Origin of the sequence: Serratia sp. JSRIV004, from assembly GCF_019968705.1 — a bacterium.
Lineage (GTDB): Bacteria > Pseudomonadota > Gammaproteobacteria > Enterobacterales > Enterobacteriaceae > Chania > Chania fonticola_B.
Map to the genome: position 1 here is coordinate 3,251,650 of NZ_CP074140.1, position 22,898 is coordinate 3,274,547.

At 54.8% G+C, this 22,898-nt stretch carries 22 protein-coding genes and 1 other annotated feature; of the genes, 9 read left to right on the top strand and 13 right to left on the bottom strand.

Annotation, left to right across the window (positions count from 1 at the left end; genetic code table 11):
- Positions 1-286 precede the first annotated feature (286 nt).
- Entirely contained in the window at positions 287-505 is a 219-nt protein-coding gene (gene osmB, locus KGP21_RS15490) for an osmotically-inducible lipoprotein OsmB (RefSeq protein WP_037375983.1), read from the top strand.
- A gap of 151 nt (positions 506-656) precedes the next feature.
- Here the strand turns inward: osmB and yciH are convergent, their stop codons facing one another.
- Entirely contained in the window at positions 657-983 is a 327-nt protein-coding gene (yciH, locus tag KGP21_RS15495) for a stress response translation initiation inhibitor YciH (RefSeq protein ID WP_209522867.1), read from the bottom strand.
- Between the two features lie 10 nt (positions 984-993).
- Entirely contained in the window at positions 994-1,722 is a 729-nt protein-coding gene (pyrF, locus tag KGP21_RS15500) for an orotidine-5'-phosphate decarboxylase (RefSeq protein ID WP_021182086.1), read from the bottom strand.
- Between the two features lie 327 nt (positions 1,723-2,049).
- Between pyrF and KGP21_RS15505 the strand changes: the two genes are divergently transcribed.
- Complete coding sequence (locus KGP21_RS15505; RefSeq protein ID WP_059200936.1) at positions 2,050-2,310, top strand: YdgH/BhsA/McbA-like domain containing protein; 261 nt, start codon at positions 2,050-2,052, stop codon at positions 2,308-2,310.
- Between the two features lie 79 nt (positions 2,311-2,389).
- Here KGP21_RS15505 and KGP21_RS15510 read toward each other — a convergent pair whose 3' ends face one another.
- Positions 2,390-3,319: a LysR family transcriptional regulator gene (locus KGP21_RS15510; RefSeq protein ID WP_094981322.1), complete on the bottom strand. Its 930-nt coding sequence runs from the start codon at positions 3,317-3,319 to the stop codon at positions 2,390-2,392.
- Positions 3,320-3,472: 153 nt separating this feature from the next.
- Between KGP21_RS15510 and KGP21_RS15515 the strand changes: the two genes are divergently transcribed.
- The gene (locus KGP21_RS15515; protein ID WP_021806568.1) at positions 3,473-3,760 is read left to right on the top strand and encodes an Arc family DNA-binding protein; all 288 of its coding nucleotides are present in this window, start codon (positions 3,473-3,475) and stop codon (positions 3,758-3,760) included.
- 55 nt (positions 3,761-3,815) lie between these two features.
- Here the strand turns inward: KGP21_RS15515 and lapB are convergent, their stop codons facing one another.
- From lapB to pgpB, 3 genes are all read right to left on the bottom strand, one after another.
- The gene (gene lapB / locus KGP21_RS15520; RefSeq protein ID WP_179251656.1) at positions 3,816-4,988 is read right to left on the bottom strand and encodes a lipopolysaccharide assembly protein LapB; all 1,173 of its coding nucleotides are present in this window, start codon (positions 4,986-4,988) and stop codon (positions 3,816-3,818) included.
- 6 nt (positions 4,989-4,994) lie between these two features.
- Entirely contained in the window at positions 4,995-5,297 is a 303-nt protein-coding gene (locus KGP21_RS15525) for a LapA family protein (protein ID WP_059200939.1), read from the bottom strand.
- Between the two features lie 372 nt (positions 5,298-5,669).
- Positions 5,670-6,434: a phosphatidylglycerophosphatase B gene (gene pgpB / locus KGP21_RS15530; RefSeq protein WP_223535604.1), complete on the bottom strand. Its 765-nt coding sequence runs from the start codon at positions 6,432-6,434 to the stop codon at positions 5,670-5,672.
- A gap of 277 nt (positions 6,435-6,711) precedes the next feature.
- On the opposite strand from pgpB, the gene ribA reads away from it, so the two are divergent.
- Entirely contained in the window at positions 6,712-7,305 is a 594-nt protein-coding gene (gene ribA, locus KGP21_RS15535) for a GTP cyclohydrolase II (protein ID WP_021182092.1), read from the top strand.
- Between the two features lie 33 nt (positions 7,306-7,338).
- Here ribA and acnA read toward each other — a convergent pair whose 3' ends face one another.
- From acnA to topA, 3 genes are all read right to left on the bottom strand, one after another.
- Positions 7,339-10,011, bottom strand: a complete 2,673-nt coding sequence (gene acnA, locus KGP21_RS15540; RefSeq protein WP_223535606.1) for an aconitate hydratase AcnA — start codon at positions 10,009-10,011, stop codon at positions 7,339-7,341.
- Positions 10,012-10,239: 228 nt separating this feature from the next.
- The gene (gene cysB, locus KGP21_RS15545) at positions 10,240-11,214 is read right to left on the bottom strand and encodes an HTH-type transcriptional regulator CysB (protein WP_021181263.1); all 975 of its coding nucleotides are present in this window, start codon (positions 11,212-11,214) and stop codon (positions 10,240-10,242) included.
- A 361-nt stretch (positions 11,215-11,575) separates the two neighbouring features.
- Positions 11,576-14,185: a type I DNA topoisomerase gene (gene topA, locus KGP21_RS15550; RefSeq protein WP_223535609.1), complete on the bottom strand. Its 2,610-nt coding sequence runs from the start codon at positions 14,183-14,185 to the stop codon at positions 11,576-11,578.
- 426 nt (positions 14,186-14,611) lie between these two features.
- Here topA and KGP21_RS15555 point away from each other — a divergent pair, with 426 nt between their 5' ends.
- Positions 14,612-14,863 (top strand): YciN family protein, encoded by a 252-nt coding sequence (locus KGP21_RS15555; protein WP_021806572.1) that lies wholly within the window; start codon positions 14,612-14,614, stop codon positions 14,861-14,863.
- Positions 14,864-14,912: 49 nt separating this feature from the next.
- On the opposite strand, the gene sohB is transcribed toward KGP21_RS15555, so the two are convergent.
- Entirely contained in the window at positions 14,913-15,959 is a 1,047-nt protein-coding gene (gene sohB / locus KGP21_RS15560) for a protease SohB (RefSeq protein ID WP_223535612.1), read from the bottom strand.
- Positions 15,960-16,352: 393 nt separating this feature from the next.
- Between sohB and KGP21_RS15565 the strand changes: the two genes are divergently transcribed.
- Together KGP21_RS15565 and cobO are read left to right on the top strand one after the other, a co-directional pair.
- Positions 16,353-17,114: a YciK family oxidoreductase gene (locus KGP21_RS15565; protein WP_059200952.1), complete on the top strand. Its 762-nt coding sequence runs from the start codon at positions 16,353-16,355 to the stop codon at positions 17,112-17,114.
- Between the two features lie 13 nt (positions 17,115-17,127).
- Entirely contained in the window at positions 17,128-17,718 is a 591-nt protein-coding gene (gene cobO, locus KGP21_RS15570; RefSeq protein ID WP_021806577.1) for a cob(I)yrinic acid a,c-diamide adenosyltransferase, read from the top strand.
- 47 nt (positions 17,719-17,765) lie between these two features.
- Here the strand turns inward: cobO and rluB are convergent, their stop codons facing one another.
- The 3 genes from rluB to KGP21_RS15585 all read right to left on the bottom strand — a co-directional run bounded on the left by rluB (position 17,766) and on the right by KGP21_RS15585 (position 20,384).
- A complete protein-coding gene (rluB, locus tag KGP21_RS15575) occupies positions 17,766-18,674 on the bottom strand; it encodes a 23S rRNA pseudouridine(2605) synthase RluB (protein WP_021806578.1) in 909 nt (302 codons plus the stop codon).
- Positions 18,675-18,827: 153 nt separating this feature from the next.
- Entirely contained in the window at positions 18,828-19,448 is a 621-nt protein-coding gene (locus tag KGP21_RS15580) for an L-threonylcarbamoyladenylate synthase (RefSeq protein WP_021181255.1), read from the bottom strand.
- A gap of 48 nt (positions 19,449-19,496) precedes the next feature.
- Positions 19,497-20,384 carry a PHP domain-containing protein gene (locus KGP21_RS15585; protein ID WP_021806579.1) on the bottom strand — a complete coding sequence of 296 codons (888 nt, stop codon included), beginning with the start codon at positions 20,382-20,384 and terminating at the stop codon, positions 19,497-19,499.
- 240 nt (positions 20,385-20,624) lie between these two features.
- Positions 20,625-20,729 (top strand) — a sequence feature (Trp leader region).
- A gap of 28 nt (positions 20,730-20,757) precedes the next feature.
- On the opposite strand from KGP21_RS15585, the gene KGP21_RS15590 reads away from it, so the two are divergent.
- Both KGP21_RS15590 and KGP21_RS15595 read left to right on the top strand, forming a co-directional pair.
- The gene (locus tag KGP21_RS15590) at positions 20,758-22,317 is read left to right on the top strand and encodes an anthranilate synthase component 1 (protein WP_209527069.1); all 1,560 of its coding nucleotides are present in this window, start codon (positions 20,758-20,760) and stop codon (positions 22,315-22,317) included.
- The gene (locus KGP21_RS15595; protein WP_021806581.1) at positions 22,317-22,898 is read left to right on the top strand and encodes a gamma-glutamyl-gamma-aminobutyrate hydrolase family protein; all 582 of its coding nucleotides are present in this window, start codon (positions 22,317-22,319) and stop codon (positions 22,896-22,898) included. Before KGP21_RS15590 ends, KGP21_RS15595 begins: the two co-directional genes overlap by 1 nt.

The following is a 22,898-nucleotide window of genomic DNA, read 5'->3' on the forward strand; positions in this document are numbered from 1 at the left end:
CTGCTGGATACACCAAGATGTGTGGCGGCGGATTCGGAATAATCGCCTGCCGACCCGGGCTAAATTAAGACTATTTCCCTATTTATCCCTCGTCAGAGATTTATACTGAAACAAGGCGAAAAAAACGCCCTGATTTTTTATTTGCCCTGTTTTGTGCAATAAATGCCATTTTTTATTTCAAGGTCGTCTGGAAGACAGTCTCAGGCCAGTTTGCTGATTACTGCCTATACTAAAGCTGTGCTATGCCAGTAAAGTAGTTCCATATAGCCGATGCTAAGGAGAATTCATTATGATCATTAATCAACGTTTGGCCACTGCCGCAGTGGTGATCACCCTGGCTCTGTCGCTGAGTGCCTGTTCGAATATGTCTAAACGTGACCGCAACACGGCGATTGGTGCAGGTGCAGGTGCGGTAGGCGGTGCGGTGCTGACTAACGGCAGCGCGTTGGGGACCGTCGGCGGTGCCGCTGTTGGTGGCATCATCGGTCACCAGGTGAGTAAATAAGCCACGGCTTGCTGATACCTCTGCCGATAGGCTGACAAAAGCGTTCACGCTTTGACGTCTAATTGAAAAAAACTTTCAGGTCTATTTTTACGTTTATCGTTTCGATGAATGCAGCCGCAGTGACACACTGCGGCATATTTCATTTAGCTGCTCAACCGCCAGCCAGCTTAACCTTCATGCCCTTGGCTTCCAGTAATTGCTTTAGCAGGTCACGTTTGTCGCCCTGGATTTCGATCACACCATCCTTCACCGAGCCACCACAACCGCATTTCTTTTTCAGTTCGGCAGCCAGTTTATCCAGTGCCACATCATCCAGATCGACACCGGTGATCAGGCAAACCCCCTTGCCTTTTCTGCCGCTGGTCTGGCGTTGAATACGCACGATGCCATCGCCTTTGACACGCTCTGGCTTGGCTTCTTCCTGCTTGATACGCCCGCTGTCGGTAGAGTACACCAGGCGGCTGTTATCATCATTCATGCTGGGTTCCTTAAACCAGTGAGGCTCGAATAGCGCTGAGCGCTGCCGCGGGATCGGCGGATTGCGTAATCGGACGGCCGATCACCATATAATCAACTCCGGCGGCCAGAGCCTGCACCGGTGTCATCACGCGGCGTTGATCGCCTGCGGCACTGCCTTCAGGGCGAATACCAGGAGTAACCAGTTGGAACTGGTCGCCACAAGCAGCTTTCAGGCGTGAAGCTTCCTGCGCAGAACAGACCACACCGTCCAGGCCACAGTCGCGCGTCAGGCGAGCCAGTCTTTCCGCCTGCTCTGCCGGGCTGAGTTCGATACCAATGGCGCGCAGATCTTCCGCCTCCATGCTGGTGAGCACGGTGACGGCAATCAATAGCGGTGCATCCGCGCCATAAGGCAGCAGCGCCTCTTTGGCTGCGTTCATCATGCGAGCACCACCGCTGGCATGTACGTTCACCATCCATACGCCCAACTCCGCCGCAGCGGCTACGGCATGCGCCGTGGTGTTAGGAATATCGTGGAATTTCAAATCGAGGAACACCTCAAATCCGCGCTGATGCAGATCGCGCACGATCTCAGGCCCGAACAGGGTGAACATCTCTTTACCCACTTTTAGCCGGCAATCTTGCGGATCGATACGGTCGGCAAAGGCCAATGCGGCGGAACGGTCGGCGTAATCCAATGCCACGATGATGGGCGATGATTTTAAGTCATTGTTATTTGAGTTATTTTCAGACTTCATAGCTTCTACCTTGTGTGAAATGGACGTGATGAGTGAGCCGCCAGCAAAACTGACCGCCGCATTCTACATGCCAGACAGCGGAAATCCCAGTCACGCAACCCGTTGCCGTTACGTAATGTTAACACAGCGTTGGTCATCGACTGTCAATAACGCCTTGCGCCCTTAACCCAGGGTGAGTAAAACGCGGTAAAGAAGCGTAAATTCTTAATCAAATAATTTGATTAACATGCTCAAGCCTATCCGATTTCATCCGTTTATAAATGCTATATCATTCAACACATCGAAAGCGGAAACACTTTCACCCTCAAAACCAAATTGGAGATACTCATGAAAGGCATCAAATATTTTGCAGCAGCTACCGTTCTGGTCCTAACCTCATTTGCCAGCGTTGCCGCTGAGCCAGTCAGCCAGCAACAGGCACAGAGCCTGACTGAAGTTGGCGTAGTATCTGCCGGTGGTGTTACCACGCTGAGCAGCCTGGAAGCCAAGCTGGCGGCTAAAGCCAAAGCCCAAGGCGCTAGCAGCTATCGCATTGTCGCCGCCGGTGGTAACAACATGCTGCATGGCAACGCGATCATCTATAAATAAGTTCGAGTCACCCTCTAGATTATCTGAACGGGCGCTGCATAAGGCGCCCATCCCCTTCGACACCACAGCCCACCTGTTTTTATTCTGGTACCAACTTGCGACAGACATTCAGTACCAATTGCCGCAACCAACGATGAGCCGGATCCGCCTCGGCACGTGGGTGCCACAGCTGCGATATCGTAATCAGTCTGGTCGTAACCGGCAGTTCAAAAGCCCAGAGTGTCGCTACGCCCCCATCAATATTGGTTACTGGTTGATTGATAAGGAATGAGGCAGGCACCAACGCCACCAGATCGGACTCCTGAGCGACGGCCAAGGCTGCCGGGAAACTCGGTACCACGGCGGCAATGTTGCGCCGCAAACCTAGTTCAGCCAATGCTTCGTCTACCGGCCCGTAGGTACGCTCACGCCGGGAAGCGACAACATGGCCCAACGCGGCATACTGGCTGGCCTTCACCTCTGGTTCCCGCGCCAGCGGATGCCCCGCTCTTACCACACCAACGAAGCGATCCCTAAACAGCGCCTGCACGCGTATTTCCGGCCCCATGGTCCCCAAAACACCAATCTCAAGATCAACCAGACCCTCACGCAGAGGCTTTGAGGTTTTCTCTGGCTTGGGCGAAAAACGCAGGCGCACCAAAGGCGCAGCCTTGGCGGCTGCCGCAATCAGTGAAGCTCCAAATGCCTCCACAAACCCCTCATTGGCACGAATGTTAAAGGTGCGTTCCAGCGTGGCGAGGTTCAATTCTGTGGCGGATGGGCGCAGCACCGAACGCGCCGCAAATACGGCATTTTGCGTACGTTCCCGCAGCTCCTCGGCATAAGGCGTCAGCACCATGTGGCGGCCGGCACGCACCAACAAGGGATCTTCGGTAACGGTGCGTAGCCGGGTGAGCGTGCGGCTCATGGCAGAAGCGCTTAAACCAAGACGACGCGCAGCACCAGCCACGCTGACCTCAGCGAGCAGCGCATCAAGGGCGATAAGTAAATTGAGATCGGGTTCAGTCATGGCTCATAGTATCTCGGCCAAAAAAATGAGGAAAGCGTAGCGCATTGGTGTAGCCCATTTATGTTACAAAATTATTAAATTTTTATTACACACTGGACAGATCTGCACGGCTGACTTAGCTTGATGGTAACCTCCCGCGTAAAAGGCAGCAAAATGAGCGAGATATCGACACTAACCATCAAGATCCCTCTGGCACTGAAAGAGCAAATCAAGGCGATTGCCTTGGAGAACCAGCTTTCATTGAGTGCAGAGGTTTGCCAACGGCTGGAACATAGCTTCGAAGTCCCTGCCAAAGCCAGTAAGAAAGCGGCTCCGCTGCATCATGACGATATCGATAATCAGGGCACCGAAGAGGAGATTGAACAACCTCTTAGCCAGAAAGAGCTGAAGAAGCTGCGTCAACTGCTGAAAGGCGGCGCGAAAAGCGGCAAGAAAAAGTAACCCGGACAATCTTGGCGGGCGCCGCATGTGCAGCGCCCCTAGCTAACAAGCTGTTTTATTGCCCGTCCAGCCCGCGTATCGGTTTAACCGAAGACCAGGCCCGGCACGAAGGACAATGCCAGTAAAGTGAATGGGCGGTAAAACCGCATTTGTGGCAGCGATACCGCGGTTTGGTACGGATCTGCTCGCCTACCATATCCCGTAGCAACAGCAGGCTTTCTTTGGCGCGACCGTCTTCTGCATCAGCCAGATGATAATCCATCAGGCGATAAAACACGCGCATGGTCGGATGGCGCTGCAGCTGGCGATTGATGTACACCTGTACCACATCGCTCCCTTCCCGTTGCTCGATCACTTCCGCCAGCATCAATTCTGCCGTGGCTCCGGTATTCTCCGCCACACAACGTTTGAGAAAGTCCGCCCAGTCTTGCTCTTGTTGAGGCAAATGCTGGTAGCACTCCTGCAGCATCGGTAACGCTTCGCTGACCAGCTCTTTATCTTGATCCAATACGCGCGTCAGGGTTTCTACCGCCTTGGCATACTCCTCTTGCGCCATGAAGATACGCCCAACCATGATCGACACACGGGCGCACTGTTTATCCGCCGAGGCCGCGCGCTTGAGCAGGCCCATCGCCTTGTCCAGATCGTCACTGCCCATCGCCTGCAGGGCCAGCTCACAATAAAAATGCGCGATCTCGACGCGTTGCTTTTCCTTACCCAGCTTGACCAACTTCTCTGCCACTTCGATGGCTTTCTGCCAGTCGCTGGTGGCCTGGTGGATCACCAGTAATTGCTGCAGCGCGGAAACTCGGAAGTCTTCTTCATTGATCAACTGGCTGAACATGTCCTCGGCGCGGTCATACAACCCGGCGGCCATATAGTCACGCCCCAGTTGCTGTATCGCCAGCAGACGCTGTTCGAAGGTTAAAGAAGCGCTTTCCATCAAGGCCTGATGGATGCGGATGGCGCGATCGACTTCACCACGAGAGCGGAACAGATTGCCCAACGTAAGGTGAGCTTCAACGGTATTGCTGTCCTCTTTCAACATGTCGAGAAACAGATCGACCGCTTTATCCTGCTGGTTGGAAAGCAGGAAGTTAACCCCAGCCACGTATTCACGCGACAGGCGGTTGGCTTCCTGTTGTTTATCCTGCTGAGCACTTCTGCGCCCCATGTACCAACCGTACGCGGCAGCTACAGGCAGCAACAGAAACAGCAGCTCTAACATAACAGATTATTCCTTGCTGACTGCGGGCAACGATGCCGGCTCGACAGGTGCTTCGAGCTGCAGTTCCAGCCTTTTGATTTTCCGCTCTGCACGCCCAAGAGCGATGCGTGTGCGCAGATAAAATAACCCACAAATAATCCAACCCAGCACAAAGCCAGCACCAAACAGGGTGGCCAACAGGGTTGATACCGGATATTCGCCCTGGGCAACCAAATAGTTAAACGTCACCACCTGGTCGTTATGCGCGCCCAGCGTGACTGAAGCCACGAAAATCACCAGAACCAGTAAAAAAATCAGTAAATATTTCACATTCTTTCCCGCAATGCCGAGTGAATCGGATGAACTCTACCCTCAAGGCCACAAACCGGAACCCAATACAGGGTTTGCCGCCCACGGGTAATTGCCGCTAAGTGGCGTCCCTATGACTTAAGTTAGCATTTCCCGTCGTAGCAGGGAAACCCTGGCAGACGATAAAACCGCAGATCTGCTGGGATATTCAGCAACAAATGCAGCGCCTGAGCAAATTAATGAGAAAGCTTCTCAAAATCACGAGTTTGATAAGATATGGGGGCGAAAGGACAGATTGCAATGCAGGGTAAAAACCCGCGTTGATGCGGCCCCGGGTTGGAGCCGCCATTAGTGACAACGTCACACTAAGCTTTCATCACCTCTCCTGCTAAATTACTGCTCGCATTCCCGCTCGCCGATTTCCTGCTGCTCCTGCGGTGGAATGGTGAGTGGCCCAAACCAACGCTGAGTCAACCAACTGGCCAGGGTAACCAGCAACCAGCTAATGACAATCGCCATCGCCAGATCCCGCGGCCAATGCATGCCGAGCATCAGGCGGCTCGCCATCACGCCAAATGCCCAAATCATCAACACCGCTACGGTTTTATAATGCCGCCGCGGCCACAACAGCCCAACCCCCAGCAATGCCCACATAGCGGCAAACATCGTGTGGCCTGAAGGGAACGAGAAGCCGGTTTCAAACTGCCAGTGTTTACTCAACCATTCAGGTACCAGCGCCTGGTCCAGCAACTGCTCTTTGACCAGCGCGCTACGCTGCTTCCTGTCCAGCGAGTAGAAGTATTTTTCGTCAATCTGATGGGTCGACTCCAGCCACACGACAAACGGCCGCGGTGCCTGTACCTGCTCTTTGATGGAAGATTTGATCGCCTGCCCAATCCCGATTGCCGCAGACAACAGGATGAACAGCCCTACCGCCGCTTTCAGCCGAAAGCGTAGACACCACAGAAACCAGGCCGACAGGATCAGGCTGGTGAGAATACCCCAGGGCGCAGTGACGGTTTCCGTTACCCAGAACAGCGCTTTTAACAGGCCGTCATTACCGCCGGGTTGCCAGTGCCAGCCAAACAACCAGACCGCCAGCGGCAACAACATCAGCACAATCGCTCCACCCGCCGTGCGTTTTGCTATCTTTAACATCCCATTATCCTTCCACTGTGGTTAACCCGCAGTGTAACAATCTTGATAACTCAGCAAAACAAGAGAAATTAGATAGATAACTGACCTATTGCAACAATAGGAGCGGTAAAACACCATATGCTGCTTTGCTGAGCACCGCTCGGCCACAAGTTATGGCAAAATAGCTGACAATGAATGAAATAGCGATCGTCGCCGTCTGTTTTAATGCTGGTCAGTCCCCTGTTCCAGTCGTAGGATGCACGCAGCGATTTGACAGGTAGTGTTTTTGGAGAGTGACATGCAGCTTAAACGTGTGGCGGAAGCCAAACTGCCAACACCATGGGGTGATTTTCTGATGGTGGGGTTCGAAGAACTGGCCACCGGGCACGATCATCTGGCACTGGTTTTCGGCGATATTACCGGCGAAACACCGGTCCTCTCACGGGTTCATTCCGAATGTCTGACCGGTGATGCGCTGTTCAGCCTGCGCTGTGACTGCGGTTTTCAGCTGGAAGCCGCGTTGGAACAGATCGCCGAGGAAGGCCGCGGCATTCTGCTGTATCACCGCCAGGAAGGCCGTAATATCGGTCTGTTGAACAAGATACGCGCCTATGCCTTGCAGGATAAAGGAGCGGACACGGTGGAAGCTAACCATCAGCTAGGCTTTGCCGCCGATGAGCGAGACTTCACCCTGTGCGCCGATATGTTCAAACTGCTGGGGGTGGATGCAGTGCGCCTGCTGACCAATAACCCGAAGAAGGTCGAGATCCTGAGCGAAGCGGGCATTAATATCTCCGAGCGCGTGCCGTTGATCGTCGGCCGTAACCCGAAGAACGAACGTTATCTGGCCACCAAGGCCGCTAAAATGGGCCACTTGCTGGACAAAAAATAACAACAAGGGCGCCTTTTGGCGCCCTTGTTCTCTCTACAGCATTTTACGGATAACGTAGTGCAGGATGCCGTCGTTCTGGTAATAAGTCAGCTCATTGCCGGTATCAATACGGCAACGGGTATTCACCACCACCTGCCGACCATCGGCATAGGTGATATTGACCGGTACCATCTGGCCGGGTTGCAACGCCTGCAAACCACTCACGTCGATCAGTTCCTCCCCCGTCAAACCCAGCGTTTTGCGCGTTATACCCTGCGGAAATTCCAACGGCAAGATGCCCATACCGATCAGGTTGGAACGGTGGATGCGCTCAAAGGATTCCGCGATCACCACTCGCACCCCCAATAAACGCGGGCCTTTGGCTGCCCAGTCGCGGCTGGAGCCAGAGCCATACTCTTTACCCGCAATCACCGCCAGTGGTACCTGCTCCTGCTGATACTGCATGGCGGCATCATAGATCGCCATCTGATTCTGCGAAGGTAGATGGCGGGTATAACCGCCCTCCACGCCCGGAACCATTTCGTTACGGATACGGATGTTGGCGAAAGTGCCCCGCATCATTACTTCATGGTTACCGCGGCGCGAACCGTAAGAGTTGAACTCTTTCACCTCGACACCACGTTCGCTCAGGTAGCGTCCCGCCGGGCTGTCACGCTTGATGTTGCCCGCAGGCGAGATATGGTCAGTGGTCACCGAGTCTGCCAGGATTGCCAGAATACGCGCGCCGTGAATGTCCTGCACCGGATCCGGTTGCGCCTTCATGGTACTGAAAAATGGCGGATGGCGAATATAGGTAGAGTCGGCTTGCCATTCGTAGGTCGCGGAACCGGTCACCTGGATCGCTTGCCAACTGGCATCGCCATCAAACACTGCACCATATTCCTTATGGAACATTTCGGTGCTGACTTCGGCCACGGCCTGGGCAATCTCCTGGCTGGTAGGCCAGATATCCTTCAGATAGACCGGTTTCCCGTCGCGACCTACGCCCAACGCATCTTTGGTCAGGTCAACCTTCATGTTACCTGCCAGCGCATAGGCAACCACCAGTGGCGGCGAAGCCAGCCAGTTGGTTTTTACCAGCGGATGGATGCGCCCTTCAAAGTTACGGTTACCGGACAGCACGGCCCCGACGGTGAGATCCCCTTCCTTGATCGCCTGCTCAATCGGCTCGGGCAACGGGCCAGAGTTACCAATACAGGTCGTACAACCATAGCCAACCAGGTTAAAGCCCAATTGTTCCAGGTACGGCGTCAGTTTGGCGCGGTCGAAGTATTCGGTCACCACTTTGGAACCCGGTGCCAGTGAGGTTTTCACCCAAGGCTTGGTCTTCAAACCCTTTTCAACGGCCTTTTTGGCCAACAGGCCAGCGGCCATCATCACGCTCGGGTTGGAGGTATTGGTACAGGAGGTAATGGCTGCGATCACCACCGCGCCAGCATTTAGCTCCAGGTTTTTGCCACCCAGCGTGAAGCTTTTCACTTCCTGCTTATCTTTCTGACCGCCAATTTCCAGCTCGGTCGCGGCGGTGAATGCTGTTGGCACCTGCGGTAGCGCGACGCGATCCTGCGGGCGTTTTGGCCCTGCCAGGCTTGCCTCAACCGTCGACATATCCAGCGACAGCGTGCTGGTAAACACCGGTTCATCGCCTGGATTGCGCCACATCCCCTGAGCCTTGGCATAGGCTTCCACCAATGCGATCTGCTCAGCGCTACGACCACTTAACTGCAGGTAGCTCAGCGTCACGTCATCCACCGGGAAGAAGCCACAGGTTGCCCCAAACTCTGGCGACATGTTGGCAATGGTTGCCCGGTCCGCCAGCGGTAAATCGGCCAGCCCATCACCATAAAACTCAACAAACTTGCCGACGACGCCATGCTTACGCAGCATTTGGGTGACCGTCAACACCAGGTCGGTGGCCGTAATCCCCTCAGGTAACTTACCGCTGAGTTTAAAGCCCACCACATCCGGGATCAGCATCGAGACCGGCTGGCCCAACATGGCAGCTTCGGCCTCAATACCGCCAACGCCCCAACCGAGGATACCAAGGCCGTTAATCATGGTGGTGTGGGAGTCGGTCCCCACCAGGGTATCGGGGTAAGCAATGCGTTGGCCATTCTCTTCGGTATGCCAAACGGTTTGCCCCAGATACTCCAGGTTCACCTGATGGCAGATGCCGGTGCCGGGTGGCACCACGCGGAAGCGGTTGAAGGCCTTTTGCCCCCAACGCAGGAAGGTGTAGCGTTCGTGGTTTCGCTCCATTTCGATACGCACGTTTTCGCCAAAGGCGTCATCGTCGCCAAACTCATCGACAGTGACCGAGTGGTCAATAACCAGATCGACCGGTGATAGCGGATTCACCTGATCGACTTTCCCGCCCAGGCGCAGAACGGCCTCACGCATTGCCGCCAAATCCACCACGGCAGGCACGCCGGTGAAGTCCTGCATCAGCACCCGCGCCGGGCGATAAGCAATTTCGCGATCGGCATGGCCGGTTTGCAACCAGCCTACGATCGCCTTCAGATCGTCAACCTGTACCGTATCACCATCCACATGGCGCAACAGGTTTTCCAGTAACACTTTCATCGATTTCGGCAGCCGGTCAATATCCCCTAACTGTCTGGCCGCCAGTGGCAAACTGTAATAGTGATACTCACTACCCAATGCTACCAGCTTATCCATACTCGTTTTACGAAGATCGGACGACATAGCTCCTCCATTTTTTATTATGTCAAACCAGGGTGATTTCTGAGGTGTTATTTAAAGATAACACAAACGCCATGTAACGTTTTGATAACAACACGTATTGATCATAACGATAGGCAAGAGCAATCAAAGGCGGGAAGCTACTGGTAGGTCAATGAGTTAGCAGGTATCAGACAATGGAAAACCGCCCTTCGGCGGTTTAAATGGTGTAATGCGGCTCAAGTTAACGGCCTATTTGGTCGGCAGTTTGATGTCCTTGAACATGGCTTCGATCTCATCATTGGTACGTAAAGCCACGGCGGTATCGACCACGTCGCGCGTCAGATGCGGAGCGAAACGCTGGATAAAATCGTACATATAGCTGCGCAGGAAGGTACTGCGACGGAAACCGATCTTGGTGGTGCTATAGGTAAAGATATCGCGGGCATCCACCATCACCAAATCCGGATCCTGCACCGGATCGACCGCCATGCTGGCGATCACGCCAACACCCAGCCCCAGGCGTACATAAGTCTTGATCACGTCTGCATCGGTAGCGGTAAACACGATGCGCGGCGTCAACCCCGCCCGGTTAAACGCGGTATCCAGCTCTGAGCGCCCGGTAAAGCCGAAGGTATAGGTAACGATAGGATACTCGGCCAGCTCTTCAATGGTGATGTGGCTCTTTCCCGCTAAAGGATGATCGGGCTTCACTACTACCGCCCGGTTCCAGTGGTAGCACGGCAGCATGATTAAATCGTCATACAGATGCAATGCTTCGGTAGCGATGGCAAAGTCTGCCGAGCCTTTGGAAACCGCTTCGGCAATCTGCGTTGGCGAGCCCTGGTGCATATGCAGCGATACGCGCGGGTAACGCTCGATAAAGCCTTTGATCACATTGGGCAAGGCGTAGCGTGCCTGGGTATGGGTGGTTGCCACATACAGCGAACCTTTGTCAGGGTAAGTATGTTCCCCGGCAACGGCCTTGATGGCCTCCACTTTGGACAGCACTTCGCGAGCAATACGGATAATTTCCTGGCCAGCAGGCGTCACCTGGGTAAGGTGCTTGCCGCTACGGGCGAAAATCTGGATGCCGAGCTCATCCTCCAGCATCCTCACCTGCTTGCTAATACCCGGTTGCGAGGTATAGAGACCCTCAGCCGTGGAAGAGACGTTGAGGTTATGATTCACCACTTCTACGATGTAACGAAGCTGCTGCAATTTCATATTTGAATACCATCCTAGGTTAAAACACTGCGGCTTGCCGCAGCCAGGTATCTCGGTGTTGCCCGGTATGCTTAATTCTCACAAGCCTTAAACACAGTGATTTCGCCCAGATGCTGATGAAAACGCCGTTGCTAATAAGCTTTAATCATAAAAAACGTTTTTATATAACCATTATATCATGTCGCGCTACCAAGTATAGAGCCGCTTCACAAGATGATAACGATCTTTTCGCATGATTATCAACGCCGAGCCTTGCCGATAAAAATAAGAAAAAGCAGAGAAGAATAGATCCGCCAGCCGATTTTCGCCAATAAAAAACCAGCTCAGTGAGCTGGTTTTTTGCTGTTGCCTTGCGTACGGGTTACTTCTTGCCTTCAACCCATTTGCCATCAACGAAGAATGCGGACCAGCCGGTGGCCTTACCGTCTTTCTCTGATGAGACATACTGTTGCTTGGTTTTACGGCTGAAGCGCACCATCGTCTTGTTGCCTTCCGGATCGGCCACCGGCGCATCGGCCAGATAGCGCAATTTCTCCGGCAAACGATCTTTGAAGCGCAGCAACTCTTCCACTAACGGCGCACGGGTTTCGCGCGATTTAGGGAAGGTGTTGGCCGCCAGGAACACGCCTGCCGCCCCATCACGCAACACAAAGTAGGCGTCCGATTTCTCGCACGGCAACTCTGGCAGCGGGACCGGATCCTCTTTCGGCGGCGCAACTTCACCGCTGCGCAGGATCTTACGGGTGTTCTTGCAGTTTTCGTTGGTGCAGCCCATGTACTTGCCAAAGCGCCCCATTTTCAGGTGCATTTCGGAACCACATTTTTCACACTCAACGATCGGGCCGTCGTAACCTTTCAGGCGGAATTCGCCCTGCTCGATTTCGTAGCCGTCACAGGCCGGGTTGTTACCACACACGTGCAGCTTGCGCTGGTTGTCGATCAGGTAGCTGTCCATCGCGGTGCCGCACTTCTGGCAACGCTTACGGGCACGCAGGGCGTTGGTTTCTGCATCATCCCCTTCCAGGATGTTCAGCACTTCCGCTTCCGGCACCAGGTTGATGGTGGTTTTACAGCGCTCTTTCGGCGTCAACGCATAACCGGAGCAACCAAGGAACACGCCGGTACTGGCGGTGCGGATACCCATTTTGCGGCCACAGGTCGGACAGTCAATGCTGGTCATCACCATCTGGTTCGGCCGCATACCGCCCTCTTCAGGGTCTTTCTCGGCGATTTCCAACTGCTCACTGAATTCGGCAAAGAATTCGTCCAGCACCGCTTTCCATTCCGCCTGGTTGTTGGCGACCTGGTCCAGGCCATTTTCCATGCGCGCGGTGAAGTCGTAATTCATCAGCTCACGGAAGTTTTCTTCCAGGCGGTCGGTGACGATCTCACCCATTTTTTCCGCGTAGAACCGGCGGCTCTCTACCCTCACATAGCCACGATCCTGAATGGTCGAGATGATCGAGGCGTAAGTAGATGGACGGCCAATTCCGCGTTTTTCCAATTCTTTAACCAGTGAAGCTTCACTGTAACGCGCCGGTGGCTTGGTAAAGTGCTGGCTCGGGATCAGCTTTTGCAGATCCAGCTCGCTGCCCACTTCCACAAACGGCAAGGTGCGATCTTCATCGCCCTTACGCAGCGCAGGCATCACCTTGGTCCAGCCATCGAAACGCAGCGTACGGCCTTTGGCACGCAGCAGGAAGTCGTCCGCTTTCACCGTCAGCGTGGTGGAGTCGTATTGCGCTGGTGTCATCTGACAGGCGACAAACTGACGCCAGATCAGCTGATACAGTTTCTGCGCATCCGCTTCCATATCTTTCAGCTGTTCAGCCAATACGCTGACATCGGAAGGACGGATCGCTTCGTGCGCTTCCTGGGAGTTTTCTTTGCTGCTGTACTGGTTAGGCGCTTTCGGCAGGTATTTGTCGCCGAAGTTGTCACCGATATAACCACGCACCATGTTGACCGCATCCTGACTCAGGTTGGTGGAGTCGGTACGCATATAGGTGATATGACCGGCTTCATACAGACGCTGCGCCATCATCATGGTTTTCTTCACGCCGAAGCTCAGGCGGGTACTGGCAGCCTGTTGCAGCGTGGAGGTGATGAACGGTGCACCCGGTTTGCTGCTGGTTGGCTTGTCTTCACGATCCAGCACCGTATAACGGGCTTTTTCCAGCAGGTTAAGCGCGGCATGGGTCTGCTCACGGTTAACCGGTTTGAACGGCTTATCGTGGGCGTGGGTGACTTCCATCTGCAGCGCGATTTCGCCTTTCGCCAGCAGATCGGCATGCAGTTCCCAGTACTCTTCGGGTACGAACGCCTTGATGTCGCGTTCACGCTCCACCACCAGCCGTACCGCAACGGACTGCACCCGGCCAGCAGACAGGCCACGGGCAATTTTTTTCCACAGCAGTGGCGACACCATGTAGCCCACCACGCGGTCCATAAAGCGACGCGCCTGCTGTGCGTTGACACGATCGATATTCAGCTCGCCTGGCGCTTGGAACGCCTGCTGGATCGCGTTTTTGGTGATTTCGTTAAACACCACGCGGCTAAAGCGCTTGTCGTCCCCACCGATCACTTCCCGCAGGTGCCAGGCGATGGCTTCCCCTTCGCGGTCAAGGTCGGTTGCGAGGTAAATGTGGTCAGCATTTTCGGCTAACGACTTTAACTCGGCGACCACTTTTTCCTTACCGGGCAAAATCTCATATTGCGCTTCCCACCCGTGGTAAGGATCGACGCCCATGCGATTGACCAGCGCGGTCTTTTCATCTTTCTTGACTTTCTTTTTGGCTTTGTCTTTGGTTTTGTCTTCGGTTGACTCAGCGCTCTTTTTGCTAGCTGAGCCACTGGTCGGCAAATCACGGATATGACCGACGCTGGACTTCACCACGTAGTCATTACCTAAATATTTATTAATAGTTTTGGCTTTTGCCGGGGACTCAACTATTACGAGAGCTTTGCCCATAATTACCTTTACCTGAATTTAATACTTCTAAAAAGAAGCCATTTGTCTCGCCGTACCGCGGCAATTCGTATCTCTTATTTATATTGCGGTACTCTGGCAAGAGATCAACCTGTTTTTTTCTAATGGTTGCCTAACTGGTCAACCTGAACGCATTTCACCAGCCTAACCTGTTCACGCCAAACCCCAGAAGCCAGGCCAGCTATGACCTGCGTTGAGCGTAAACAAATCCTTCCACCGGAAGCCGCAAAATCCCACACTCTACCTGATAACAAACGCGACGCAACTTAATTAGCGCGGAAAACCTCATTTCGCCACGGACGGTCAAATCACTGGCCGTCCAGACGGCAATTAAACCTTAGCTGGTTTGCGGATAAACGCGAACCCGCGCTAGAATACGTTCAGAATTTTCGCTAGCAGGAGAAATAAATGCGTAACAACACTCAACCCATCGAACGAGCAGATCTGCTTACTGAAGCAAATAACATCATCCGCCAACACGAAGATTATATGCACGGCATGGTGGCCACCGACGTTGAGCAGAAAGGCAGCGTGTTGGTTTTCCGCGGCGAGTTCTTTTTAGATCCCGAGGGGCTGCCAACGGCAAAAACCACCGCCGTATTTAATATGTTTAAGCACCTGGCTCATGTGCTTTCCGAGAAATACCATCTGGTGGGTTAACCATTAAAAACGGGGCCATCAGGCCCCGTGCATTCACCGATTTACCGGCTTACAACAGCGGTTTCTCACCGCGCTGCCACCAGCGCAACAGCAGACGATCGACACTCTCTGCCGCACTGCCGGTAAAGCGATCGATCAGGCGTTTTCGGCGGGCATAGCGTACCCCCACCACTTCATGGTTTTCCATCTCGGCAATCAGCAGATCGTCACTGGTGCCGACCGCGTCAACCAGCCCTTTATCTTTTGCCTGAGTGCCATACCAATGCTCACCGGTCGCGACCTCTTCGATAGCCAATGAAGGGCGTTGCTGATGAACAAACTGTTTGAACAACTCGTGGGTTTCGTTCAGATCTTCACGGAACTTTTCCCGCCCTTGTTCGGTATTCTCACCAAACAGGGTCAAGGTGCGTTTGAACTGGCCCGCGGTGTGCAATTCCACATCGATATTGCTCTTTTGCAGCAAGCGATGGAAGTTGGGGATCTGCGCAACCACGCCGATCGAACCAATGATGGCGAACGGGGCCGCCACAATGCGGTCGGCCACGCAGGCCATCATATAACCGCCGCTAGCCGCGACCTTATCCACCGCCACCGTCAGGCGGATACCTCCCTTACGCAGGCGCTCCAGCTGCGACGCTGCCAGGCCATAGCCGTGCACCACCCCACCAGGGCTCTCCAAACGCAGCAACACCTCATCCTTGGCCGTAGCCACCGCCAACACGGCAGAGATCTCTTCACGCAGTGAGCTGACCTCATGGGCATCCATGCTGCCCTTGAAGTCCAGCACATACAGGCAAGGTTTGACGGCCTCTACCGCACCGGCCTTGGCGCGCTGTTTTTTCAGCTTGTCGTCGGCCTTGTTCTGCTTTTTGAACTGCTTGCTCCAGGCCTTCTGCTCTGCCGCCCCCATGCGGGCAAGACGCATTTCCCGCTGCATTTCACGATATTGCTCACCCAGGTCGGTAAGCTGTAGTTCCCCTTTCTGCTGGCTCTTGCGCTGCCCGAGGCTTACCGCCAGCAACACCAGCGCGGCAATAGCAATCACCACCGTGGCAACTTTGGCCAGGAAAAGGCCATAAACAGATATAAACTCCACAGATACCGCCTTTATTTACAGTTTGTTAGTTGAGCGGGCGCAGCATGCAGCGCCCCTAGGTACTTTTTAGCAAATGGCACCACGGCTGTCGCGCCTAAATGAAAATTCAGATTGATGAGCATACGGCACACCTCCGTGCTATGGGGTTGCCCGCAGCGATAACCAAGCCACTATTGTACCGTTTTTGTTACAAAAGAATGCCGTTTCTGTAGGTTACTCATTGAAAATGCGATCCATTTCAGGCATATAACAGACATTATTCATTAAATTACCGACAAAATTCGCAGTGGATCGCCATAGTGGTTGAGCAACCCTGCTCCTGCCAGCGATCCGCTATCCACCCAAGCTCCCAGCCATAGCGCGGGAGCCGCCAACCAGGCGCGAGGAATTATTGTGCATTACCAACCTAAGCAGGATCTGCTCGAACAACGAATTATTCTGGTCACCGGGGCGGGCGATGGCATTGGTCGTGAAGCGGCGCTGACTTACGCTCGCTACGGCGCACAGCTAGTGCTTCTTGGCCGCACGGAAAGCAAACTGCAGGCCGTCCAGGCCGAAATTGCCGCCATCTCCAGCGCCCCGACGCATATCGTTACGCTGGATTTGTTACACACCACGCCAGAGCAGTGCCAAACCCTGGCGGAAGACTTGGCCACCAAGGTGCCACGTCTGGACGGCGTATTACAAAACGCTGGTCTGTTGGGCGACATCGCCCCAATGGCCGAGCTTTCGATGACCATGTGGAACGAAGTGATGCAGGTCAACGTGAATGCCACCTTCATGCTTACCCAGGCGCTGCTGCCGTTGCTGCTGAAATCCAATGCGGGATCGTTGGTGTTCACCAGCTCCAGCGTCGGCCGCACCGGCCGTGCTGGCTGGGGGGCCTATGCCGTTTCCAAGTTTGCTACCGAAGGGATGATGCAGGTATTGGCCGATGAGTATAAAAACCGAAACTTGCGGGTAAATTGCATCAATCCTGGCGGAACTCGCACCAAAATGCGCGCATCTGCATTCCCACAGGAAGATAAAAACAAGCTGAAAACACCGGCCGATATCATGCCGCTCTATCTGTATTTGATGGGCGATGACAGCCGCCGTAAAACCGGCATGAGCTTCGATGCTCAACCCAACCGTAAACCCGGCGCCGCCGAATAAGGAAGCTTTTAACATGGCTGAAGATCGTCACCAACAACGCCAGCAACGGCTGAAAGAACAGGTGGATGCCCGCATTGCCGCCGCGCAGGAAACCCGCGGTCTGTTGCTGGTCTTTACCGGCAATGGCAAAGGCAAGACCACCGCTGCATTTGGCACCGTCACTCGTGCCGTCGGCCACGGGATGAAGGCCGGAGTGATCCAGTTTATCAAAGGCCAGTGGCCCAACGGCGAGAAAAACCTGCTGCAACAGCACGGCGTGGAATTTCAGGTCATGGCAACCGGCTTTACCTGGGAAACCCAGGATCGGGAAAGCGATACCGCCGCCTGCCAGGCCGTCTGGCAACACGGTAAGCGGATGCTGGCCGACAGCAGCCTGGATCTAGTGCTGATGGACGAGTTGACCTATATGGTCACCTACGGCTATTTAGAGCTGTCAGAGGTGCTGGAAGCCCTTGAGCAGCGTCCTGCACACCAGACGGTGATTATCACCGGGCGTGGCTGTCATCGCGATTTGCTGGAGCTGGCGGATACCGTGACGGAGATGCGGCCGGTGAAGCACGCGTTTGAAGCGGGGATCAAGGCTCAGCAGGGTATTGACTGGTAACTGAATAACCCGTGGCCAAGCCAGAAGGCAAGGCCACGGTGATAAATTTAGCTACGCTTGGAAGGCTTGGCCGGTTTACCCGGTTTGCTGCTGCCTGGTGCACCACGACGGCTGCCGGGAGCGACCTGGCTGTGACGTTTTACCGCACGGCGGATCTGGTTGGCCTTCACACGGCGACGATCGCGTTCTACCGGCAGTTTGCTGACGGTTTCCGGCTGCAGTTCCACCAGCTCACGCAGATAGTTGATCGCCTTCAGATCCAGCTCGGTATAGCCGCCACGAGGCAGGCCTTTTGGCAGATCGATATCGCCGTAACGCACGCGGATCAAGCGGCTTACCTGCACGCCAACGGCTTCCCACAGGCGACGCACCTCACGGTTACGGCCTTCGGTCAGCGTGACGTTGTACCACTGGTTGATCCCTTCGCCACCCTGGAAGGTGATGGTGCGGAATGCCGCCGGGCCATCTTCCAGTTGGACACCTTTGCTCAGTTGCTTGAGCTTTTCGTCGTCGATCTGGCCGAACACGCGCACGGCGTATTCGCGTTCAACTTCGCGGCTTGGGTGCATCAGGCGGTTAGCCAGTTCACCGTCAGTGGTAAACAGCAGCAAGCCTGAGGTATTCACGTCCAAACGCCCTACCGCTACCCAGCGAGAACCACGCAGTTTTGGTAGGCGATCGAAGACCGTTGGGCGACCTTCTGGATCGCTACGGGTACAGAGTTCACCTTCCGGCTTGTAATAAGCCAGCACGCGGCAAACCGCTTCTTCGGATTCTTTGATCGAGACAACATGACCGTCCAGGCGAATTTTCATCCCGGCGACCACTTCAACGCGGTCGCCCAGTTTGGCGATCTTGCCGTCGACGCTGATGCGACCTGCCTCAATCATGGTTTCTATTTCACGACGCGAGCCATGGCCAGCATTCGCTAATACTTTCTGTAACTTTTCGCTCATTGAGCAACCTCTAATGTCGCCTTCACAGGCGTCGGGGGGACTTTGCCGCCACTCTCAGCAAGGAGAGACGGCCGCAAAGATTAGCACTTGGTCAAAACCAACCGCTTATTATACAGGCTTTATCCCTCCTTGGCACTGACTTCGTCCGGCAGTTTAGCGGAAAGGCGCTGGATCGCCCGCCCCTTCACGGATCACTTCCGGGGAGGATTCGGTCAGGTCGATAACCGTGGTTGGCTGCTGGCCCAGGAAACCGCCGTGGATCACCAGATCCACCTGCTTGCCAAGGTGTTCGCTGATCTCTTCCGGATCGGATTCAGCAAAATCATTGCCTGGCAGCATTAGCGTGGTCGACATCATTGGCTCATTGAGCACTTCCAGCAATGCCAGAGCGATCGGGTTGGATGGCACGCGCAAACCGATGGTTTTACGCTTGTCATTCATCAGGCGACGAGGTACTTCTTTGGTCGCTTTCAGGATGAAGGTGTAATTGCCGGGCGTATTGTTCTTGATCAGGCGAAACGACGAATTGTCCACATAGGCATAGGTCGACAGCTCGGACAGATCGCGGCACATCAGCGTGAAGTTGTGGTTACCGTCCAACTGGCGAATGCGGCAGATACGCTCCAACGCCGTCTTCTCTTCAAGTTTGCAGCCCAGCGCGTAGCCAGAGTCTGTTGGATAGACGATCACGCCACCCTTGCGCAGCACCTCTACGGCCTGATTGACCAGGCGCGGCTGCGGGTTGTCCGGGTGAATATAAAATAGCTGGCTCATCTCTAACTCCTGAAAATGATGCACGCGCAAAACAACGCCCGCGTTAAATCAATCGACTAAGTTCTGTTGGGGCTGTGGCCAATCACGCCAAACCGGTTCAACACCGCCGGGTAACCACAGTTTGCGCCCCAACTCAATCCACGAACAGGGCTGATGGAAATCCGAACCCTGAGACGCCAATAATTGGTAGTCCTGCGCATATTTAGCCAACACCGTACGCTCATGGGGGGCTTGTTGACACTGCGCCACCTCCATCGCATCACCGCCGTGTTCGGCAAAATAGGCCAACAGACGTTTCAGCCATTTTGCCGTCAGATCGTAACGGCCCGGATGCGCCATCACCGCTTGGCCACCGGATTGATGAATGACATCAATGGCTTGTTCTATTGTACACCACTGTGGCGGAACATAGCCGATTTTCCCTTTGGCGAGATACTTCTTGAACACCTGCGCCATGTTGCCAGCTATGCCCTGCTGCACCAGAAAACGGGCAAAATGCCCTCTGGTAACCGCCCCATCCCCCGCCAGCAGTTGCGCTCCGGCATAGGCATCGGGAATGCGCGCTTTTGCTAACCGAACGCCGATTTCTTGCGCCCGCAGATTACGGCGCTCGGTCTGTTCGACCAGCAGCTGTAACAGCGCCGGATGGGTGATATCGAGCCCCAACCCAACAATGTGGATCTCATGGTTTTCCCACAGCGTAGAAATCTCCACGCCGTTAACCAACTGCAAGGGCAAGGCAAGATCGGCTATCGCGGCCGCGGCCTCTGCCAATCCGTTGGTGGTGTCGTGATCGGTAATAGCCAGCACGCCAACGCGCATCTCAACGGCTCGCTGCACCAGTTGAGTCGGCGTTAAGTAACCGTCCGAAGCGGTGGTGTGGCTGTGGAGATCGTACAGGGTAAAAGCGGAGGATTGTGGGCTGCTGTCTGTCAAAAGGGATATCCTGCGATGGCTTGGCTTTCTATCATACCCGTTATGGTTGGCCGGACGGAAATCTATTCTGCCGATGGCGCTCCCGCCAGATTAACGACTCCACGCTGGCCGCTAACATATTGTGCAAAAAGAGAGTTGACATTGCCTCCTCGTTCCAGTTAACTAGTACACAAGTTCACGGCAATAACCGTGTTGGATGAAAATACAGAGAGCAACATGATGACTAAGCACACTTCTCTTCTTCGCTGGTGGCGTACTTCCCAATCAAGGGTCGAGTAATCACGCATACCTGTCATCTGACACTGCAGATTCCCTAGGCCCGCTCATTACAGCGGGCTTTTTTATGGACAAGATTTGACTGGAACTACCGAAGATGAACATCAAACCACAGCTCAAACTCCTCACGGCACAGGCCGGTTACCGCAGCGATCCGACGGCGATTTTTCATCAGCTGTGCGGCGCGCGCCCTGCCACCCTGTTGCTGGACTCGGCGGAAATCAACAGCAAGCAAAACCTGAAAAGCCTGCTGATTGTCGACAGTGCCCTGCGCATTACCGCCTTGGGCCGTAAGGTCAGCCTTCAGGCGTTGACCGCTAACGGTGCAGCCCTGCTGCCACTGTTGGATGAAGCCTTGCCTGCCGACGTTCAAATCCAGGCTCGGCCTAACGGCCGTGAGCTAACCTTCCCAGCAATTGATACGGTACAAGACGAAGATGCACGCCTGCGTTCACTGTCGGTGTTTGATGCATTGCGCACGATGCTGACGCTGGTCGACGCCCCAGCCGATGAGCGTGAAGCTATGCTGCTCGGTGGCCTGTTTGCCTATGACCTGGTAGCCGGGTTTGAAGACCTGCCAGAGCTGCGCCAAGACCAACGCTGCCCGGACTTCTGTTTCTACCTGGCGGAAACGCTGCTGGTGCTGGATCACCAGCGCGGTGTGGCCCGTTTGCAAGCCAGCGTATTTACCGGTGACCACGCTGAAACTCTGCGTTTGCAGCAGCGTCTCCAACAGCTTCAGGTGCAATTGCAACAAACTCCAATCGCCATTCCTCATCAAAAACTGGAAGACATGCAGCTAAGCTGCAATCAGAGCGATGAAGAGTACGGCGCGGTGGTCAGCCAGTTGCAGCAGGCGATCCGTCACGGTGAGATTTTCCAGGTAGTGCCTTCTCGTCGCTTCTCCCTGCCTTGCCCTAACCCACTGGCGGCTTACCAGACGCTGAAGGAAAACAATCCAAGCCCTTACATGTTCTTTATGCAGGACGACGAGTTCACGCTGTTCGGTGCCTCGCCGGAAAGCGCGCTGAAATATGAAGCTACCAGCCGCCAAATCGAAATTTACCCGATCGCCGGTACTCGTCCTCGCGGACGCCGCGCCGACGGTTCGCTGGATCTGGATCTCGACAGCCGTATCGAACTGGAAATGCGTACCGACCATAAAGAGCTGGCGGAACACCTGATGCTGGTCGATCTGGCCCGCAACGATCTGGCCCGTATCTGTGAGGCTGGCAGCCGCTATGTTGCCGACCTGACCAAGGTAGACCGTTACTCATTCGTGATGCACCTGGTTTCCCGCGTGGTCGGCAAGCTACGTGGCGATCTCGACGTGCTGCATGCCTATCAGGCCTGTATGAATATGGGCACGCTGAGCGGCGCCCCGAAAGTACGCGCCATGCAGCTGATTGCCGCCTCTGAAGGCACCCGTCGTGGCAGCTACGGCGGTGCCGTGGGCTACTTTACCGCTCACGGCGATCTCGATACCTGTATTGTCATTCGTTCCGCGTATGTTGAGGACGGTATTGCCACCGTGCAGGCCGGTGCCGGTGTGGTGCTGGACTCCGTTCCACAGGCAGAAGCCGATGAAACCCGTAACAAGGCACGTGCCGTGCTGCGTGCCATCGCCAGCGCGCATCAGGCCAAGGAGATTTTCTAATGGCCGATATCTTACTGCTCGACAACGTCGACTCCTTTACTTACAACCTGGTCGATCAACTGCGTGCCAGCGGTCATCAGGTAGTCATTTATCGTAACCAGATTGCCGCCGAGATCATCATCGCGCGCCTGCAACAGATGGAGCAGCCTATTTTAATGCTGTCCCCAGGCCCTGGTACTCCAGCCGACGCTGGTTGTATGCCAGAGCTGTTGCAACGCCTGCGCGGCCAGATGCCAATCATCGGGATCTGTCTCGGCCATCAGGCGATTGTGGAAGCCTATGGCGGCCACGTTGGCCAGGCCGGTGAGATTTTGCACGGCAAGGCTTCTTCCATTACTCACGATAACCAGGGGATGTTTGCCGGTATGGCCAACCCGCTGCCGGTCGCCCGCTATCACTCGCTGGTCGGCAGCAATATCCCTGAAGGGCTGACCGTCAATGCTCGCTTCGGCGACATGGTGATGGCAGTGCGTCACGATGAACACCGCGTATGTGGTTTCCAATTCCATCCAGAATCCATTCTGACCACCCAAGGCGCGCGTTTGCTTGAGCAGACGTTGGCCTGGGCGTTGGCGAAATAA

Coding starts and splice junctions, on each gene's coding strand:
- KGP21_RS15510 (WP_094981322.1), bottom strand. CDS start 3,319: ATGACTGAACCCGATCTCAATTTACTTATCGCCCTTGATGCGCTGCTC.
- pyrF (WP_021182086.1), bottom strand. CDS start 1,722: ATGAAGTCTGAAAATAACTCAAATAACAATGACTTAAAATCATCGCCC.
- lapB (WP_179251656.1), bottom strand. CDS start 4,988: ATGTTAGAGCTGCTGTTTCTGTTGCTGCCTGTAGCTGCCGCGTACGGT.
- pgpB (WP_223535604.1), bottom strand. CDS start 6,434: ATGTTAAAGATAGCAAAACGCACGGCGGGTGGAGCGATTGTGCTGATG.
- cobO (WP_021806577.1), top strand. CDS start 17,128: ATGGCTGAAGATCGTCACCAACAACGCCAGCAACGGCTGAAAGAACAG.
- KGP21_RS15505 (WP_059200936.1), top strand. CDS start 2,050: ATGAAAGGCATCAAATATTTTGCAGCAGCTACCGTTCTGGTCCTAACC.
- topA (WP_223535609.1), bottom strand. CDS start 14,185: ATGGGCAAAGCTCTCGTAATAGTTGAGTCCCCGGCAAAAGCCAAAACT.
- KGP21_RS15555 (WP_021806572.1), top strand. CDS start 14,612: ATGCGTAACAACACTCAACCCATCGAACGAGCAGATCTGCTTACTGAA.
- KGP21_RS15580 (WP_021181255.1), bottom strand. CDS start 19,448: ATGAGCCAGCTATTTTATATTCACCCGGACAACCCGCAGCCGCGCCTG.
- KGP21_RS15515 (WP_021806568.1), top strand. CDS start 3,473: ATGAGCGAGATATCGACACTAACCATCAAGATCCCTCTGGCACTGAAA.
- yciH (WP_209522867.1), bottom strand. CDS start 983: ATGAATGATGATAACAGCCGCCTGGTGTACTCTACCGACAGCGGGCGT.
- acnA (WP_223535606.1), bottom strand. CDS start 10,011: ATGTCGTCCGATCTTCGTAAAACGAGTATGGATAAGCTGGTAGCATTG.
- KGP21_RS15595 (WP_021806581.1), top strand. CDS start 22,317: ATGGCCGATATCTTACTGCTCGACAACGTCGACTCCTTTACTTACAAC.
- KGP21_RS15590 (WP_209527069.1), top strand. CDS start 20,758: ATGAACATCAAACCACAGCTCAAACTCCTCACGGCACAGGCCGGTTAC.
- cysB (WP_021181263.1), bottom strand. CDS start 11,214: ATGAAATTGCAGCAGCTTCGTTACATCGTAGAAGTGGTGAATCATAAC.
- rluB (WP_021806578.1), bottom strand. CDS start 18,674: ATGAGCGAAAAGTTACAGAAAGTATTAGCGAATGCTGGCCATGGCTCG.
- ribA (WP_021182092.1), top strand. CDS start 6,712: ATGCAGCTTAAACGTGTGGCGGAAGCCAAACTGCCAACACCATGGGGT.